20 protein-coding genes are annotated in these 18,172 nt (G+C 51.3%); 1 reads left to right on the top strand and 19 read right to left on the bottom strand.

The genetic code is table 11. The features are described 5' to 3' along the window. The 5 genes from HMPREF9473_RS27680 to HMPREF9473_RS09920 form a co-directional block, all read right to left on the bottom strand. A partial coding sequence (locus HMPREF9473_RS27680) for a hypothetical protein (protein WP_006779968.1) occupies positions 1–296 on the bottom strand: 296 nt, incomplete at its 3' end. A 217-nt stretch (positions 297–513) separates the two neighbouring features. Further along, a complete protein-coding gene (locus tag HMPREF9473_RS09935) occupies positions 514–1,725 on the bottom strand; it encodes an ABC transporter permease (protein ID WP_006779967.1) in 1,212 nt (403 codons plus the stop codon). Next, a complete protein-coding gene (locus HMPREF9473_RS09930) occupies positions 1,716–2,510 on the bottom strand; it encodes an ABC transporter ATP-binding protein (RefSeq protein WP_006779966.1) in 795 nt (264 codons plus the stop codon). Before HMPREF9473_RS09930 ends, HMPREF9473_RS09935 begins: the two co-directional genes overlap by 10 nt. Before the next feature lie 12 nt (positions 2,511–2,522). Next, on the bottom strand, positions 2,523–4,148 hold the full coding sequence (locus HMPREF9473_RS09925; RefSeq protein ID WP_006779965.1) for an efflux RND transporter periplasmic adaptor subunit: 1,626 nt from the start codon (positions 4,146–4,148) through the stop codon (positions 2,523–2,525). A 221-nt stretch (positions 4,149–4,369) separates the two neighbouring features. Further along, on the bottom strand, positions 4,370–4,816 hold the full coding sequence (locus tag HMPREF9473_RS09920) for a MarR family winged helix-turn-helix transcriptional regulator (protein WP_006779964.1): 447 nt from the start codon (positions 4,814–4,816) through the stop codon (positions 4,370–4,372). Between the two features lie 156 nt (positions 4,817–4,972). Here HMPREF9473_RS09920 and HMPREF9473_RS09915 point away from each other — a divergent pair, with 156 nt between their 5' ends. Beyond that, a complete protein-coding gene (locus HMPREF9473_RS09915) occupies positions 4,973–6,682 on the top strand; it encodes an FUSC family protein (RefSeq protein WP_050810023.1) in 1,710 nt (569 codons plus the stop codon). A 7-nt stretch (positions 6,683–6,689) separates the two neighbouring features. Here HMPREF9473_RS09915 and HMPREF9473_RS09910 read toward each other — a convergent pair whose 3' ends face one another. The 14 genes from HMPREF9473_RS09910 to HMPREF9473_RS09845 all read right to left on the bottom strand — a co-directional run bounded on the left by HMPREF9473_RS09910 (position 6,690) and on the right by HMPREF9473_RS09845 (position 18,018). Then, positions 6,690–7,427, bottom strand: coding sequence for an amino acid ABC transporter ATP-binding protein (locus HMPREF9473_RS09910; RefSeq protein WP_006779962.1), 738 nt, complete (start codon positions 7,425–7,427; stop codon positions 6,690–6,692). After that, the gene (locus HMPREF9473_RS09905) at positions 7,417–8,202 is read right to left on the bottom strand and encodes an amino acid ABC transporter permease (protein WP_006779961.1); all 786 of its coding nucleotides are present in this window, start codon (positions 8,200–8,202) and stop codon (positions 7,417–7,419) included. The genes HMPREF9473_RS09910 and HMPREF9473_RS09905 overlap by 11 nt, the downstream gene beginning before the upstream one ends. A 29-nt stretch (positions 8,203–8,231) precedes the next feature. Then, positions 8,232–9,053 (bottom strand): transporter substrate-binding domain-containing protein, encoded by an 822-nt coding sequence (locus HMPREF9473_RS09900; RefSeq protein ID WP_006779960.1) that lies wholly within the window; start codon positions 9,051–9,053, stop codon positions 8,232–8,234. Positions 9,054–9,260: 207 nt separating this feature from the next. Beyond that, positions 9,261–9,521 carry a GH25 family lysozyme gene (locus HMPREF9473_RS09895; RefSeq protein ID WP_006779959.1) on the bottom strand — a complete coding sequence of 87 codons (261 nt, stop codon included), beginning with the start codon at positions 9,519–9,521 and terminating at the stop codon, positions 9,261–9,263. A gap of 161 nt (positions 9,522–9,682) precedes the next feature. Next, on the bottom strand, positions 9,683–10,297 hold the full coding sequence (gene fic, locus HMPREF9473_RS09890; RefSeq protein ID WP_006779958.1) for a protein adenylyltransferase Fic: 615 nt from the start codon (positions 10,295–10,297) through the stop codon (positions 9,683–9,685). Positions 10,298–10,387: 90 nt separating this feature from the next. Next, positions 10,388–11,251 carry a DUF362 domain-containing protein gene (locus HMPREF9473_RS09885; RefSeq protein WP_006779957.1) on the bottom strand — a complete coding sequence of 288 codons (864 nt, stop codon included), beginning with the start codon at positions 11,249–11,251 and terminating at the stop codon, positions 10,388–10,390. A gap of 98 nt (positions 11,252–11,349) precedes the next feature. After that, positions 11,350–11,721 (bottom strand): hypothetical protein, encoded by a 372-nt coding sequence (locus HMPREF9473_RS09880; protein WP_006779956.1) that lies wholly within the window; start codon positions 11,719–11,721, stop codon positions 11,350–11,352. Then, positions 11,718–11,906 (bottom strand): hypothetical protein, encoded by a 189-nt coding sequence (locus HMPREF9473_RS09875; protein WP_006779955.1) that lies wholly within the window; start codon positions 11,904–11,906, stop codon positions 11,718–11,720. Before HMPREF9473_RS09875 ends, HMPREF9473_RS09880 begins: the two co-directional genes overlap by 4 nt. An 87-nt stretch (positions 11,907–11,993) precedes the next feature. Next, the gene (locus HMPREF9473_RS09870) at positions 11,994–12,908 is read right to left on the bottom strand and encodes a cation transporter (protein WP_207636792.1); all 915 of its coding nucleotides are present in this window, start codon (positions 12,906–12,908) and stop codon (positions 11,994–11,996) included. Between the two features lie 53 nt (positions 12,909–12,961). Beyond that, complete coding sequence (locus tag HMPREF9473_RS09865) at positions 12,962–13,501, bottom strand: hypothetical protein (protein WP_006779953.1); 540 nt, start codon at positions 13,499–13,501, stop codon at positions 12,962–12,964. A 98-nt stretch (positions 13,502–13,599) separates the two neighbouring features. Then, on the bottom strand, positions 13,600–14,697 hold the full coding sequence (locus tag HMPREF9473_RS09860; protein WP_006779952.1) for a sensor histidine kinase: 1,098 nt from the start codon (positions 14,695–14,697) through the stop codon (positions 13,600–13,602). Beyond that, complete coding sequence (locus HMPREF9473_RS09855) at positions 14,694–15,365, bottom strand: response regulator transcription factor (RefSeq protein ID WP_006779951.1); 672 nt, start codon at positions 15,363–15,365, stop codon at positions 14,694–14,696. Before HMPREF9473_RS09855 ends, HMPREF9473_RS09860 begins: the two co-directional genes overlap by 4 nt. 148 nt (positions 15,366–15,513) lie before the next feature. Next, positions 15,514–16,713 carry a MalY/PatB family protein gene (locus HMPREF9473_RS09850; RefSeq protein ID WP_006779950.1) on the bottom strand — a complete coding sequence of 400 codons (1,200 nt, stop codon included), beginning with the start codon at positions 16,711–16,713 and terminating at the stop codon, positions 15,514–15,516. A 27-nt stretch (positions 16,714–16,740) separates the two neighbouring features. Beyond that, positions 16,741–18,018 (bottom strand): MFS transporter, encoded by a 1,278-nt coding sequence (locus HMPREF9473_RS09845; RefSeq protein ID WP_006779949.1) that lies wholly within the window; start codon positions 18,016–18,018, stop codon positions 16,741–16,743. Positions 18,019–18,172 lie beyond the last annotated feature (154 nt).

Here is an 18,172-nt window from a genome sequence, read left to right as displayed (position 1 = left end):
ATGTAGGTTGCCATCAGATAGAGTATCAGACCGCCGCCATATAACGTCCCGTACAGCGTGAGCGCTTTCCACATATTGTCCAGCACCTCGGTGCTGAACAGAAGTTCCACCTTATAGAGAACCCACACAACGGTTCCCAGTATCCAGCAGAACGTATATCCCACAAAGGAGCGCACCATATGGCTGCTCACATAATCCCCTCTAAAATAGCGGCTCATGGGGAATACTCTCCTGCCTTCTTTTTTCTCAAACATGGAAATGCTGGTCATAAGTTTTATTTTATCTTCGTTCAACATAGACGTTCTCCTTACAATCCCATAACATATCACCTTAGTATATCACATATTCCTTCACATGGCGATACTATGATGTAAATTTTTAAGGGAATGTTAAGGATTCCCGGAAGGAAAACCGACTGATTTGTACATGCACAAAACGCGGCCCCCACCGGCCCCCGGTATCCCGGTAGACCAGCTTCACCCGCGTTTTTCCTATAAATCCATATCTTTTGTTCTACTCGTACCGCAGCGCATCAATCGGGTCCGCCTTCGCCGCTTTGGAAGCGGGATACAGACCGAAGAAAATGCCGACGATAGCGGAAAATGTTACAGCCAGCACTACCACGCTTGGCTTCACCACCACGGGCAGCCCCAGGGCCATACCGCCTAAGGACACCAGACCCACCCCGATGACAATGCCGATGATACCTCCGCAGGCCGAAAGAATGGCCGACTCGGTCAGGAACTGGATGAGCACGTCTCTCGTCCTGGCTCCCAGGGCCTTCCGGATACCGATTTCCCTGGTACGCTCGGTGACGGACACCAGCATGATGTTCATGATACCGATACCGCCTACCAGCAGGGAGATAGCCGCGATGCCGCCCACAGCCACAGACAGACCGCCCATCATGGTATCCACGCTGGTCATCTCCTGCATGGCGGTGTACAGATACATATCCTCCGGCTGCCTGCCGTGGAGATTGGCCACGTAGGCCTTCAGCTGGTTGAAGAAATCATCCAGATTCACATCGTCCTTGGCGTAGACATGAAGCTGGTAAAAATAGTCGTTTGGCCAGGTCAGAATCGTGTAGGGGATGAAGGCCGAGCCCTTGTCGGAGCTTCCGCCCATCATCAGCTTCTGGAAGGCGTTCATCTCTTTTTTGTAGACGCCCACCACCGTGTAGTCGTCGGTGGAACCGTAGATGGTGGTCCGGAAAGTCATGCCCACGGCATTTTCCGTGCCGAACAGCTTCATGGCGCTGTCCACATCCATGACCACGTTCTTCTTGCGGCCCAGTATATCGCCCTCGTTCAGATACCGGCCGTAAATCACATCTACTGGCTGCACATCAATATAGTTGTAGTCAATGCCCTGATAATCAAAGCTGATTTTTGTCTTCTTGTTGACAGCCTCGGCACTGGTATAAGAGCTGCAGTCGATGTAGGCTATCTTATCCTCAAACACCTCATGAACCCGCTCCATCTCATCCAGCGTAAAGTAGTCGGTCTGACGGGTGTCATCCACCCAGTATCCGATGGAGATGTACGCCTGGGTGATACCCACGTCCTTATACAAATCGGCAAATAAGTTCCTCATGGTATCTCCGATGGAAACGATGGAGATGACGGAACCGATACCGATGATAATGCCAAGCATGGTCAGGAAGGAGCGCATCTTGTTGGCGCGGATGGCGGAAAACGCCATGCTCATGTTCTCTAATAGCATGATTCCACCTCCTCTGCTCCGGATGGCCGCCCGGCATCATGATTGTTTCTCACATCGCTGAGCACCTGGCCGTCCTGGAACCGGATGACTCTGTCCGTAAATGCCGCGATATTCTCCTCATGGGTAACTACCACCACGGTAGCTCCCTCCTTGTGCAGCTGGCTGAACAGCTCCATGATTTCCACGGAGGAGGCCGTATCTAAGTTACCGGTTGGCTCATCCGCCAGGATTAAGGGAGGCTCGTTGGCCAAGGCCCTGGCGATAGCCACTCTCTGGCGCTGGCCGCCGGACAATTCGTTTGGCCAGTGCTCGTAGCGGGCTCCCAGTCCCACCCGCTCCAAAAGCATCAGCGCACGCTCTCTTCTGGCCTTTTTGGACTTGCGGGCGTAGGTCATGGGCAGCTCCACATTTTTTAAGGCGGAGGTTCTGGGTATCAGGTTGAAGGACTGAAACACAAAACCGATTTTGTAATTTCTTATGGCGGACAGCTCATCCTGGTTCATGGATGCGGTGTCGATGCCGTCTAAGTAATAATGTCCCATGGTCGGTCTGTCTAAGCACCCCAGGATGTTCATCAGCGTGGATTTACCGGAGCCGGACTGTCCCATAATGGCCACGAACTCGCCCCGCTTGATGGTCAGGTTAATCTTTTTTAATCCCAGTACCTTGATGGCGCCGGTGTCATAGATTTTGACCAGATTGTCAAGCCTGATTAAATCGTCGGTGACATTCTCGGTGATGTAAGAGGGCATGGTCTTTTTAAACTTCGTTATTGGGTTTTTCATCTGCTCCTCCTATCAGGCTGCCGGCATAACCATTACCTGCATACCGTCAGTCATGCCAGCGTTTGGATTGGTTACCAGCTGGGCATTCAAAAGCTCAGGGCTTCCCTCGGCCGGGATGATTTCCACCTGGATGTCACTCTCCACGCCAGTCTCTACTTTTACCATTTTGATGATGTTATTTTCCACAATTGCTATGTAAAATCCGTCTTCCTTTGTGATGAGGGCGGAAATGGGAATAACCAGGGTGTCCTTGGACTCGTTTAAGGTGATCTGCGCCTTGGCGGTAATGCCTGCAATCAGTTTGGAATTGCTCTCGTCAATGCGGATGGTAGTCGGGATGACACGCTCGCTGGAGCCGCCGCCCTTTTCCTCTCCAGTTGGGGAGATGGCCGCCACGGTTCCGTTTACCGTCTCGCCGCCCAGAATATCCGCGCTGATCACCACGGGCTGGCCCACGGAAATCTTACCGATCGAATACTCGCTGACCGGAATCTTCATCTCCAGAACGTCCAGGTTCTCAATGATGAACATCGGTTTCTCATCCTCAATCTTGTCAGCGAACCGTCCCACTTTGGCGTTGACACGAATCACCGTGCCGGCGATGGGGCTCTTAATCTCCGTATTCTCCAGAGATGTCTTCTTTTTCTCAAGCTCGAACTCGGCGCTCTTGACCTGGAGGGAGTAGGATTCGTTGGCCACGGGCTTGCCGTCCTTTAAGGTGAAGGTGCGAAGCGCTCTTGCCGCCTCGTCGCGCTGTTTCTGCGCCGCCTCCAGTTCCAGCTGGGAAACGCTTCCGCCCTGGAACAGCACCGTGGTTCTATCCAGATTCGCCTGGGCGTCCTGGTGGTCCTGCACGGCTTTTGCGTAGCCGTTCTCCGCTGCAATCTGCTGCTCGTTTAAGGTGCTGACCGCTAAATCATAGGAGTTCTGTGCGATTTCCACCTCTTTCTGGATATCGGTGGGGTCGATGGTGGCAATCACCTGGTCCTTCTCCACCTTGTCGCCCTCCTTCACCTTGATGTCCAGCACCTCGGCGTGGAGATTGGACACCACGTCAACGCTGTCGGTTCCGGAGATGGGGCCGCTTAGTGATAAGTTCTCTATGATATCCTGACGGACGATGGGAGTGGTCATCACCAATGCCTGGGGACTGCCTTTGCCGCCTGTCAGGGCCTTGAATCCGAAGAATACCACCAGCACTGCCACGATGCCGGTGATGATTTTCCGTCTCCGGCTCCAGCCTTTGATGCGGGCACGGATGCCGCGGCGCTCCTTCCCCTCGGCCTCCCTCTTCTCCTTCTTCTCTCTCCTGGCTCTCTTCTTTTTGCCCTTCTTGCCGGTGTTATCCACCTTCATCAGGGCCGCCAGTTCCTCCTCGAATTCCTCGTCGTCCCCGTCCCCAGCCGGTGACTGGACTGCTGCTCTGGCGGCGGTATCACTGGCGCCTGCATGATCGCCGGAGGCGGCTTTGGTGATTTTATCGGTCTCGGCCGCAATCGCTTTGGCAAGCTCGTCAGCGCCGGCCTTGTCATCCGCACTCATCCCGGCGGCAGAGCCAGGTACCGGAGCGGCTGTATCCGTATTGGCTGCATCTCTGTTTAAGATGTCCTCTTCTTTCCTGTTTCTATTTTCCTCCATGATGTTCCCCTTTCACTCATTCTTCACTATTATAACGATGGGCATATCCAAATTACTTCAAAAATATTTATGTATCACCGTATTAATATATTTAATACAGTCTATCATACACATAGTCCCGTAAAATATCAAGTAGTTTTTAGATATTATTTAAAAAAGAAACATCCCGGAGGCTGGGCCGGGATGGTGTGATTTTTTCCGCCGCGCTGTGAGACCGCGGCTCAATTTAATTTGGGAAGAATTCTTCCAAGCGTCATGACGGCTTCGTTCAATTCTTCCAGTTCGCTCTCTGTCAGCTGCTCCTCCAGCGCCCGGATGAATGCCGTATTTTTCAGGTAATACTCATCCAGATAGGTGACGGCCCTGGGCGTCAGCCGGATCAGGACGGCTCTTCTGTCGTCCTCCTTGCCGATTCTCTCGATAAACTGATGCTCCGCCAGCTTGTCAACCAGCTTTGTCACCTGCTGCTTTGGCACCTTCAGCTGGTGGGCCAGCTCAGTCATGGTGGCGGTGCCGCAGGCTTTTAAGGTCTCCAGGCAGTAATAGGTCTCCAGACTCATCTCACTGCTCAGTTTTTCCTTAAATGGCCGCACCAGACTGGTGTGCCAGTTTGGCAATACACACAGCAGATTTTTGACAAATAACTCCGAACTACTTTTGGGCTCCATCTCTCCTCCTTATTGACAATAGTGTTGGAACGTGATATTCTTGTAAATTAGTAAGCAAAGTATGACTATCATCCATCTATGAATAATCACTTTGATTATAAACTGTTTTTTCTATAAAATCAACTGCCATCCATGTGATGGATTACACCGAAGGAGATGCTGAATTTGAAAAACTGCTTGAAATCATCAATTGTTGGAACTGTGAAAGAGAAGTTTCGTTTTGGTACGTTAAATTTTCTTTTTATTATTGCCTATGTCAACCTGTTTCAGTGGCTGTTCGGGCCTGAGAATTCCATTGTGGGGGTGATTTTTACCATCATGATGTCGGCTTCCATGGTCCGGGATTTGACCGCCACACCTTTCCGCCATCTGGTCTGCCAGTCCGCGGTGCTCATCTGGCTGGTGGTCGCTGCCTACCTGGTGAACACGCTGGCGGCGCCATTATCGCTGGCGGTAAACTTTGTCACTGTGCTGCTGATTCTGTACGCCTACACCTATGAATATTCCGCCCACATTTATTTTCCTTACCTGCTGTCCTATCTGTTTCTCGTGTTTATCTCCCCGGTTGGGGCCGGACAGCTGCCGCGGAGGATATGCGGGATGGCTGTGGGGGCGGTGTCCATCATTCTGTATCAGTTGTTTATGGGACGGAAACGGGTGGTGGAGACAGCCAGAGATGTCTTAAATGAGATGATCGATGATATCTGTCAGATGATTGGCTTTCGTCTGGGGGAACAGAGCGAGGCCCCTTCCCTTTCCGGCGTCCGCGGACGGCTCTGCCGCTTGAGCCAGACGGTGTATGAGAGGCGGAAACGCATCCTGTGCGTCTCGGAGGCCAGTTTTTCCATGATCGGGGCCGGACGGGGGCTGGAGCAGCTGCTGGTTCAGATTACGCAGCTTCCGAAAGAATTGCCGGAGGAGACGAAATCATTTCTGGAAAATGCCAGAGGACAGCTGAATGCCTTCCACGCTTTTCTCCACCAGGAAACCGATGCGCTTCCTGACCTTCAGGTTCCGGAAGCGTCTCCCTTTTATGACGCCCTTCGCTACATACGCGACAGAATGATGCATATGACGGACCCCCAGTCCCGGATTCATTACAAAAAGACGGGGCTGTCCCTCAAAATCCGGCTTCAGACCGCTCTGGATTTGAGCCCGGTCCGCGTCACCTATGCGCTGCGGACGGCGCTGCTCCTCTCTCTGGCCACCCTGCTGGTGCAGACCATGGGACTGCCTCACGGGAAATGGCTGTTATTCACCCTTGCCTCCGTGTCCCTGCCCTATGCGGACGATGTGCCACTTAAAATGAAGAAACGTCTTCTGGCTACGGTAATTGGCGGGCTGGCTTCCGTCGTCATTTACGCTCTCATCCCCTCCGCTTCGGGGCGGACGGCGGCGATGATGCTGTCGGGATATCTGTCCTTCTATTTCACCGATTATGTGGAGACCTTTGCCTGCTCCACCGTCGGAGCCTTGGGCGGCGCGGTGTTCATGAGCAGCTTTGGGTTCCAGGCCGTGGGCAGCGTCTTCCTCATCCGGCTGGGGTATATCGTGGCGGGGATTGCCATCGGATATGTGATAAACTGTGTGATTTTCCCCTTCAGCCGGAAGAAGGCCACCAGACAGCTCTGGGAGAAATATAAGAGAGTTACCGGGCTTCTCTCCCGCGTCTGCAACGACAAAGCGGCGGACTCCCAGCTGTATTATCACCTGGTGATACAGGCGCTTCTGCTGGAGGAAAAACTGACCCAGAACGCCATGCTGGAGCAGTGGACGTCATTTCCGGAGCTGCTTGGCCACTACCAGGACCTGGTCCGCCAGGCCCACCGCTCCTCCCTGGCCAATTGGGGGGAGGCTGTTGTTTGACACTCAATCAGACATCCCACTCCAGAAGCTTGCTCAAGAATTTGCTAAGCTCCTCCGTTTTGGGTTCTGCGAAGAGTCTTGCGGACTCGCCGTACTCCAGCAGTTCACCGCCGCTCAAAAAAGCTACTTTCTCGCAGGCGTGGCGGGCGAAGCCCATCTCGTGGGTCACGATGATGAAATCCATGCCCTCTTCTTTCAATTCATTGACAGTGTCTAAAACCTCGGTGGTGTACTCCGGGTCCAGGGCGCTGGTGGGCTCGTCAAGGAGAAGGAACTCCGGCTTGGCGGCGATGGCCCTGGCGATGGAGACACGCTGCTGCTGGCCGCCGGACAGGGCGGACGGGCGTTTTCCCGCGTCTTTTAACAGGCCGAAGCGCTCCAGCAGCTCCGAGGCTCTGGCTTCGGCATCGGATTTGGTGTAGCCGTGCACCTGGACTAATGGCACCGTGATATTTTCCATGGCCGTCATATGGCGGAAGAGGCCGTTCTGCTGGAAGACAAAGCCGATTCTTCTTCGGTATTTTAACAGCTCCTCCTCCCCGGATGGAAGGGGGATGCCGTTGATGGACAGGGTTCCGGAGGTGGGTTCTATCAGGCCGCCGATGATACGGAGCAGGGTGGATTTCCCTCCGCCGGAAGGGCCGATGATGGCCAGGGCCTGAAACTCATCGCTGTAATCCATGTTATTTAAAATCACATTTCCACTGTCAAATCGCTTGGACAAGTCATGCAGTTCAATTCTCATATTGAAATCTCCGTTCCAGTTTGCTGCTGATGAAGGATATAGGCAGGGTCAGGCACAAATACAGAAGGCCCAGAGCCAGATAGCACTCAAACAGCTTGAAATTCGTGGCGCTGATTTCCCGTACGGTCTGTGTCAATTCAATCACCGCAATCATAGACAGCAGGGAGGAATCCTTGATGATGGAGGCGAACTGCCCCGTCAGCGCCGGAAGAGTCCTGGCAATCAGCTGGGGGAGCAGCACATACCGGACGGTCTGGCTTCCGGTGAATCCCACCGCCTTGGCCGCCTCCAGCTGGGAGTCCTCGATGGAGAGCAGACTGCCCCGGATAATCTCCGCAATGTAGGCCCCCTCAAAGATGGACAGAATCAGCGCGCCTGCCACAAACCGGTTCTGGATTCCCCAGGCAGTTCCAATAATATAGAAAAAAAGGTATATCTGCATAATCAGCGGCGTTCCACGGATAAATTTCACGTAGATGCCGCATAAGTATTTGATAAACAGAATTCCCGACTCCTGTCCCGCCGCGCTGGCAATTCCGATGAGGAGACTCAGCAGAAGGCTGACGACACTCAACTTCACGGTCATCAGAAAGCCGTCTAACAGTCTGACTCTGTAATCCATGACAAAGGAGAAGTCAAAGGTCACGTTGATTGCCTTTAGGGAAATCCCGAATAGAGCGGCCAGCAGCAGACACACAATAAAGAGATTGAGTACGGCGGCCACGGGGGATGTCCTCTCATTCTTCTTTGAGACAAACAGTCCTTTTATCTTCATAGTTCCATTCCTTTTCTATGGCGTGCCGCTCAGCTCAAATCAAAAAACCATTTGAAGCCCAGTTCTCCGAACGCCTCTTTTTCTTTTGATAAATATTTCTCCGTCAGTTCATCAAAGCCGCCATTTTCCGTGTACTCTTTGATAAATGTGTTGAGCTGGTCTAACAGCTCGGTGTTGCCCTTCTGGACCGCGATGCCCCATTTATCCACGTCCTGAAAGGGAATGAAGACGGCGGCTGTCGTGTCGATATTCTCCTGCCAGTTGCGGTAGATGGTCAGCTGGTCATAGATGAAGCCGTCCGCCTTGCCCTGGGCTACCTCGGTGACGCAGGCGCTCTCATCCGGCAGGGCGATAATCTCGGCATTGCTTAAATTGCTGTTGGCGTAGATATAGCCGGTGGAGCCGGTCTTGACGGCCACCTTCATCCCCGGCTGGTTCAAGTCCTCCACTGAGGTGATGCCGGAATCCTTGTTGGTCAGAACCGCCAGCATGGCGTTGGCATAGGCGTCTGAGAAGTCCACGGTCTTGGCCCGCTCCTCGGTGATGGTCATGGAGGACATCACCATGTCCGCTTTGCCGGTCTGAAGGGAGGGAATCAGCCCATCCCAGGCCGTATTCTCAATCCGCACTTCCCGTCCGATGGACTCGCCAAATGCCTTCATAAAGTCCACGCTGACGCCGGTGGGATTCCCCTTCTCATCCTTGGTCTCGAAGGGCGGATACGTCAGCTCCATGGCAACCACCAGAGGCTTGTCCTCCTCCCCCTTCGCTCCACTTTTCCCGGCACACCCGGAAACCACCGCCGATGCCGCCAGCACGGCAGCCATCAGTATATGTATTGATTTTTTCATATTCTCTCCTATCTGTACGAAATGAACGTACAAGCTTCTATTTTAGATTCGCCCCCGCCACTAAAATCTGCGAAGAACGAATGTATGTTCTATTGTACTCTATTCAGGGCAATCCCGCAAGAGATTTTTTCTATCCGCGTCGTCAGTATGCGCCGCTCCTTCATTTCGCATAACGTTCAAACTCCTGCTCCGTCCCGTTAAATACGTTTATATCGATATATGGCTCCTCACCGAGGAACTCCCCTCTGTCGCCTTGATAAAGGCAAAAGAAATATCCTGCGATGCCAATGTTTCCCAATTAATATCTCCCTGATAATGGGATACATCAACGCCCCTTACCGGATACCTGCTCTTAGATGGATGGTTCAGAAGAAAAATGCCGTTCCATATCAGATAAAAATAAACTGCTGCCAATACTGACAAACAGATTGCTGCACCTAATGAAATAAAAATCACTTTCTTTTTCACGGAATTGACTCCTCCTCTTGAAATAGCAGTTTCATCAGCTTTTATACTACCATAGAGCGATAAATAAATCCACCAGTCATGACCGAACAGCCTATCTGAAAAAGAGCCACAACTCTCCGAACACTCTGGAGAGTTGTGGCTCTTTGGATTCTTTCTGTTCCTTATTCACTTTTCATATTCTCTGTCTTATAAATGTAATAGCCCTCATAGTGATAGCTGGCATCAATCCCTTTCATGTAAACATCTCTGTCATTGACTTTATCTGTCAGGGCATGATTCAGCAAAAATTTGATTTCGATGTCTTTTACAGGGCTGCGCTCCATGGCAAGCAGATAGTCTTCCTTATCCACCTGACTCCAGTCCACCACCTTTCCCAGTTCCTTCTTCAAGATGGAATCCAGCCAGATTCTGGTACTACGGCCATTCCCCTCCCGAAACGGATGGGCCACATTCATCTCCACATATTCCTCGATGATTTCGTCAAAAGTAGACTGTGGCATCCTGTCAATATGCTGCAGCGCGGCATCCAGATACATGACAGGGGCAAAGCGAAAGCCACCCTTGGCAAGATTCACTTCCCGCACCTTCCCGGCAACGTCATAGATTTCGTCAAAAAGGTACCGATGTATATTCGCAAGACTCTCAAAGGTCCCCGCCTCAAACTGATCAAGCAGCCCGGTCTCAAACAGCTCCAGCGCTTTCCTCTTGCTGATTTTCTCCTCCACCCTGGCCAGTTCCGCCGAATCCTCAATCCCCAACTTATTCCCCAATGCCATGTGTGCCTCCAAACAGATTATCCTCTGTCAAAATTATACCCTATTTGGAGCTTTGTTACAACTGAGTTTTCAGTTCTGCATACCAGCGAGTCAAATCTCCACCAACTGATACTCCCTGCTGCCCACACCGATTTCTTCGGCAGTTTCCACGGTGTGAATGCCGTGGCGGGATTCGATTCTTTCGATTAAGTCTTTTTTGCCGGGGTCATCGGAGCGGTAGACGAGATCCAGGCAGGCCTGGTCTAAGGCTACCGGGTCTAGGGACGCCAGGATGCCGATGTCTCCGATTTTCGGGTCCTCCGCAACGGCGCAGCAGTCGCAGTCTACGGACATGTTGCACATGATGTTGATAAATGCAATGCGGTCACTAAAATATTCCATGACGGTCTTGGAGGCGTCCGCCATGGACTCCAGAAAGGCATCCTGCTCCGTGGTCCACATGGCATCGGGATTTCCGGCGCCATGGATGTAGGCTTTGCCGTAGGAGGAGGCGGTGCCGATGGAGATGTTCTTCAGCGCTCCGCCGAATCCTCCCATGGGATGGCCTTTGAAGTGGGAAAGTACCAGCAGGGAATCATAGTTTTCCATGTGGCTGCCCACAAAATTTTTATCAATCCGCTTTCCGCCATTCACCTTCAGTTCCAAATCTCCGTCCTCATCCAGAATGTCCACCTGGCTGATGTCTGTCCAGCCGTGCAGCTTCATGGTCTCCCAATGCTTCCGGCTGGTGTTGCGCTCGCCCTCATAGGCGGTGTTGCACTCCACAATGGTTCCATTTACGGAATCAATCATCGGCTTCATAAAGGCCGGCCGGATGAAATTCTGGTTTCCCACCTCCCCTGAGTGCACCTTCACCGCCACTTTGCCTGGCAGTGTGATATTCAGGGCTTCATACATTCTGATCACTGCTTCCGGAGTTAATTCTTTTGTAAAGTAAACGTTTGGTTTTTCCATTTTATCAATCTCCCTTGGTTTATTATTTTTATTCTGTTCTTACTTTACCATTGGAGTTCACTCCAGACGCAAGTACTTTTTTCCAATTTATTTAAATTTTAATTCAATATTCCCTTCCAAAGAGGAATCAGGCACAGTAAAAGCAGGATTCCTATCAATCCGATAATAATCCCCGGCACCAGATTCCCCCATACCATAACAAGACACATGCCACACCCCAGCACCAAGGCGCCGATGATGCCCAGGGCTGCGATGCCAACCGTTTTCCCGTTTATCTGAATGGGTTCCTTGTGCTCCATCCTTCTCCATACGACTACCGTAATCAGGGCAAACACAAGACCAATCACCCCAAGGATAATCCCCGGACGGAACGCGTTCCATTCCTCCAGCATCGTCATACACATTCCCAGCGCAAAGAAGACAACGCTGATGGTTCCCAATATCATAGCTGCAAAGCTGCTCTTTTTCATCTCTCTTCCTCCTGTCCGACAGTTTGGCTGGTGTTGTCCCCATCATCCACTTTTTCCAGAAACGTATCCACGAATTTGTCCTCAATGCTCTTGTAAACACCAACCACGGTGTCCTCCACACTCTGATACGCTCCCAGCACCCGCTTCTCAATCACTTTTGGCGTCTTTAACCGGTACTCACTCATCTTCATTACCTCCTTCATTTTTATAACCTGCGTTATGATGATACTATACCGCCTCTTTGTTTCCGTTTTTCGGGAGAAATGTTTGAGTTATATTAATTTATCTTCTATCAGTTTCTTTTTCTCACTGCCCTCTTTCCTTATCATGTAAATGCCAATTGCCAGTATCATCAGGCACACGGCCACGCCAGTCATTCCGTTCATCCATTGGGTATTCTGCTCCTCCCCCTCCCCGAACGCTGCAAACATGGCCGTCTGGAGTGAGAGGACGGCAACAAGGGCGTCCGCATAACCGATATTTCGAATTGCCAGAAGCAGCGGCGACTTCATCCTTCTGACCTTTATCAGATTGATGACGGCAAGGATAATCTTATAGAAGGTATAGGCCGCCACAGCAAATATCAGAAATCCTGCATAATGTTTCCCGCCCTCCTCTCGAATCAGAAGGACGACCGCGCCACAAAGAACTACCGCCATGGCAATCAGCCCCACGCCAACTCTTTTGCAGACCTGCCACTCCCAAAGCTGCTGCTCCCCCCTTTCCCTATCAGAAATGTGGGAGCTCTCCCTGCTTTTGGCATCCTTCCTCTCCTGCCAGACCACGGTAAACCGCATCACGCTCAAGCAGATATAGTAAGCCGCCAGCGTCCCCAGCCAGGGGGAATGATGGAACCAGGCATAAATGCCGTTGCCCACCGCGTAGGCAAGATTCAGCAAAAACGAAAAGCTGGTAGCCAGCACAGCCCGAAACCGGTAATCCCCATAAGCCCGCCTGGCCAGTCTGCTCTTTCCCGTGACCCCTCTGACAGCTGTTCCAACTCCTGTTTTCAAATCACAGTACAGATAAACGGCGGAAACTGTCAGGCTGCAGGCTGACACCACATAAATAGCAATATCAATCACATAAGGAAAATATCCACAGCCGCTCTCCACAATGGAAAGCACAGCAAACAGCGCCGTGGCCACATACAGTAACATACGCAGCCAGGGCGCCGCTTTTGGCATCCTTCTTATTTTATCAGAACATTTATCAAAAAATCCCCCCATATCCTCCCCCGCTAATTTCTCAGAAGCTGGCTGCCCTTCTCACAGATTTTATCAATCTCCTCATACTGCTGCTCCAATAGCGGCTCCACCGTTTCCTGCCTTCTTCTCACCAACGCCCGGTACAAGAAATACGGCACTATCCACCCTGCAAATCCAGGCACGGCAAGCAGGACACACAGCCAGATGATGGGAGGGCTGGCAGTCACGGCAAAGGTAGAACCGGCCATGAACACGGTTCCCAAAATGCCTGTGGTCAGCGCCGCTATCCGGCCCTGGCGGTACTTGGAACGCTCCAGCATTTCTATCTGGTTCATGCAGTCCTCAAAATGGCGTTCCAGCCTGGTCAGCTCCGCTTTGTTCAATATCTTTCTGTCCCGTTTTAAATGGATGGTCTCCCGGCCAGTCTCTTTCCTCCCGGTCTGATTTTCATCAGGCTCCCAACCGAAGTTCCGATAGCTGTCCAGGTACATGGACGACCGGCTGCCATCTACCGTGATGATTTTGTATTCATATCCGACGTAACTTTTTCCGCCCTTTTCCATCTGCTCCATGCTATGCTCTATGTCCTCTCTGTCCCCGCACTATGCCCACTAATCCTGTCACTATCCTGGCGCCAATTCTGGCTCTTATTCTAGCCCTTATCCTAGCCCTAATCCTGTCTCCTATCCACTTCCCTATCCCCGTCAACCGGCATTCGCACCGTAAATATACTCCCCACCCCAATCTCACTCTCCACCTGAATCGTTCCCCCCATCATCTGGACAATCCGCAGCGCCAGGGCAAGGCCCAGCCCATTTCCGCTGACGGCATGGGAGGTATCCCCCTGATAGAATTTGTCAAACATATTCTTCATAGTCTCCGGCCCCATACCGCAGCCGCTGTCCGCAACAGACACCACCACCTCACCATCTGAGGAACTCTGTGTCAGCCGCACATTTCCCCCCTCTTCCGTAAATTTAAACGCATTGGACAACAGATTGCTCCACACCAGTTCCAGCAGGCTGGCATCCGCCCTGATCATACAGGCATCCTCCAGCCGCGCCTCAAAATCAATCTGCTTCTCCTCCATCACATCCTCAAACTGCATCACACAGCCGCACAGCTGCTCACAGAGGTCAAATTCCTCCGGGAGAGGCTGGATATTCTGCTTTTCCAGCTTGTTCAGCTTCAAAATATTGGTAATCAGATTGGACAGCTTTCTCGATGACTGGATAATCGTATCCACAAATTCCTGCCGCCGTTCCTCCGGCAGGTCCTCCCGCTTCAAATTCTCCGCCGCCCCCAGAATCACGGCAATTGGCGTCTTAATCTCGTGGGAGACATTGGAAAAGAAGTCCGTCTTCAATGTCTCGATGCTGCCCAGTTCCTCCACCATCCGGTTAAAATCCATCATCATCACATCCAGATAATCCAGCCTGTCATTGGTGTGAAGCGGCGGGACGTAGACGGAAAAATCCCCGTTCGCCACCCGGCTTGTGGCCTCGGCCATATTCTGCAGCGGAATCTCATATGTTTTTTTCATCTGCCATCTGGTAAGCAGCGTCAAAGACGCGGACACCAGTACCCAGTAAAGAATCACAACCGTGGTCCTGATCACATGATTCTCCGTCATCACATTCACCCACAGCGTGACCCCGTAGTGAATGCCGCCCATCATCAGCAGCACAAGAAACGTTATCAAAAACATAGGGATGGGGAAATGATTTCGCCTCACCCTGTAACCTCTGTTTTCCGTCGTCTGATTCATCGAAGCACCGCCTTATATCCGATTCCACGGATGGTTCTGATTTCAAATCCACTGCACTGCGAAAATTTATCCCGCAGCTTGGTGATATACACATCCACCGCCCGCAGACTGCTGTCCGTATCCACGCCCCAAAACTCATCCATCAGCTGTGCCCTGGAAAAGGTTTTGCCCGGATAGGACAGCAGCTTGTATAAAATGTGAAATTCCCTGGTCGTGGTCGGTATCTCCTCCCCGTCGATAAACACCGCCATGGCGTCCGCATTTAGCTCCAGGTTCCCCACCGTGATGCGTCTCTCCATCTCAATGTTGGCCCGCCGAAGCAGCGCCCGGACGCGAAGCAGCAACTCATCCAGCTCAATCGGTTTCACCATATAATCATCGATTCCAAGCTGAAATCCCCTCTGCTTCGACGGCAGATCATCCCTGGCTGACATAAACAGAATGGGGATTGTCTCATTTACACCCCGGACACTTTTCGCAAATTCAAACCCGTCCGTCCCCGGCATCATAATGTCGGAGATAATCAGTTCATACCGCCTGCGGTACATTTCCTCGTAAGCCTCCTCCGCGTTCAGGCATCCGGCCGCCTCAAAACCACTGCTTTTTAAATAAGAACAGACAACATGATTTAAATTTTTGTCATCCTCCACCACCAGTATCGGAATCATCGGTTGCTCTCCTCTCCCGTTTTTAGTGATTATAACACAGGATTGTTTCTGTTTTGTTTGGATTTTAAAAATATTTCCGGGCACGACAAAAACGCCGGACACATTTCTGCATCCGGCGCGGTAGGACTAACTCTTTTTTACTGCGGTATCAGCAATTCTCAAAGGCTTTGGCAATTCTTGTAAATGCTTCCTGAATCATGGAACGTCTTGTGGAGAGGCAGATTCTCTGGAATCCGTAGCCGCACTCGGTGCTGAAGCCCTCGCCGTCCTCCATAATCACGTTGGCGTCCAGATAAATCTTGTCGTGAATCTCCTTCGGCGGCAGACCATACTCTCTGAAATCCATCCACAGGAAGTAGGTTCCTTCCGGGCGGGCCACCTTCACCTTCGGCATGTTCTCCTTCAGGAAGTTCACCGTCCAGTCAATGGTTCCGTCCAGATATTCTCTCAGCTGCTGTAACCACTCGTCCCCCTCCTTGTAAGCCGCGATAGAGGCCGCGATGGTAAATGGATTCGGCATAATGAATCCCACGTAATCCTGATATTTCTTATTCAGCTCCTCGTCCTGAATCACCACGTTGCAGACGCCAAGACCCGCCATATTGAAGGTCTTGTTCTGGGATGTCATGGTGACAATGCCCTGGGGTCCGCAGACCTTGGCAATCGGATGGAAGGAAGTCTCCATACGGCATAAGTCCCCGTGGATTTCGTCGGCGATAATCATGACATTGTTTCTGCGGCATATGTCAGCCAGCTTTTTCAGTTCATCATCATTCCACACACGGCCGGTCGGGTTGTGGGGATTGCAGAGGACGAAGCAGGTCGTTTTATCGTCCGACAATTTCTTCTCCATGTCCTCGAAATCTATGGTGTAGTACCCCTCCCCATCATTGACCAGCTCGCTGTTCACCAGCACACGGCCCGTCTTTCTGATAGCGCCCATGAACGGGGAGTAAATCGGTTCATTCAGCACCACCTGGTCTCCCGGCTGTGTCAGGCATTCTAAGGCGAACTTGATGGCGTCGATGGTGCTTGGAACGTAGGTCACTTCCTCATACTTGAATTCCCAGTCATACTTTGTCTTAAACCAGTTAATCAGCGCCGGGAAATAATCGCAGTTGTCCTCCGTCAGCCAGCAGTATCCGTAAATGTTGTGGTCCGCCACCTTGTGGCAGGCCTCCTTCATGGCGTCCGGGCACTCAAAATCCATGTCCGCCGTGAACACGGAAATGGTGTTCTCATCGTATTTCTCGGTGTACCCCATCTTAATCAATTCCTGCCCAATACTCCATTTTGCACTGTAAAACTGAGTTCTGTCCACTACCTTATCAAAATCGTATTTCCTCATGTTTCATACCCCTTTCTTAAACATCAATTATTTTGCTGCTTCTGCCGCTTTCCGCGCTCTCAATTTCTTTGCCTGTGAATTCAATACCAATGCTGCTATTATGTACATCACAATTCCCAAAATGGCAATGCCAAATGTCGCATAGTAACCGTACAGTCCGTATTTATCCAGCAGATGTCCCAAAAATGCCGGAAGGAACAAGTCGGAACTGTATCCCAGCATGAAGGCCACGCCAATCAGGGTTCCCACATAGTTTAGGGGGACGTCCATTTCCGTCAGGGTTGTGTAGTAGAAATTGTTGGCGGTGCGGTAAATCGCGAACAGCACCAGCGCCACTATGGTGGCCGGAATCAGATACTGCGGCCCCTTTGGAATGAACATGAATACGGCAATCAGCGCGATGGACGGAATCATGGTCTTGATGATAACCGTTGTGGAAGCCCCCTGCTTATCTCTGAGGAAGCCGCCGATCGGTGTCGCCACAATCGGAATGGCGTACTGCACCACCGCGCCAAAGATGGAGACCATGGCAACCGGCATCAGGAAATACTCGGACAAAAACGGGTTGATATATTTCAGCGCCGTGCTGGCCACATAAGCGCCGAAGGACATGGAAGCCATAATCCATACGGCCGGCATTTTGATCACCTTTACGACCATCTTGAAATCCACTTTGTCGTCTGTCTCTGTTCCGTAAAGTTTTTCATACTTCTTAAAATCATAGAAGAAAATAATCGCGATACCAACGGCCAGGAATAACAGGCCAAAGAAAATCAGCAGCGCGCGCATTCCCATCTTTGTGGCAAGACGGTCGCCCAGGAAGGTTGCAAATCCGGTGAAAACAACTACGGAGAGAATGCTGTCCGTCATGCCTGCGATTCCGTTCAAACGCCCCTGCTCCTCGTTGCTGCCCAGCAGCCGCACACATTTGGTCTGTGAGGTCCAGAGGAGAAGACCGAGGGTGAAGGACATGATAAAGTAAATCAGAAGCAAGGTCTTGTAGCCTGGGATGGTTGCCATCCACAGGGACAGCAGGGAGGTGGATATCACCGCTATCACCGTCAATATTTTCGCGTTAAACTTGTCTCCCAGAACACCTCCTACCAGGTAGCCGGGTACTGCAAGGCTGGCATAGGCTGCTGTCAGCGTGCCAATCTGTGTGTTGGTCAGTCCAAATACGGTTTGGAATGGGACATAAAATGTGTACGGCACATAGAGGATACCTCCCACGCTCAACGCCGCCCCCATGAGTATCGCAGGCAGAATCCGGTCTGCGATACTGGACTGTTTCTTTTTTGTTTCCATAAACCATTCTCCTTTCATGCTTTGAGTTTATACATGTATAATTATATTGTATAAACTTTTTTGGAAATGTCAACAGGTTTCTTGATTTTTTTACAATTATTTTTATACTTGTTCTATAAACAGTTGACTTTGTATAATTTTTTTAGTATGATAG

This window comes from Hungatella hathewayi WAL-18680, assembly GCF_000235505.1.
Classification (GTDB): domain Bacteria; phylum Bacillota; class Clostridia; order Lachnospirales; family Lachnospiraceae; genus Hungatella_A; species Hungatella_A hathewayi_A.
Note: the sequence above shows the minus strand (reverse complement) of the source record. Positions and strands in the feature narration are given on the sequence as shown.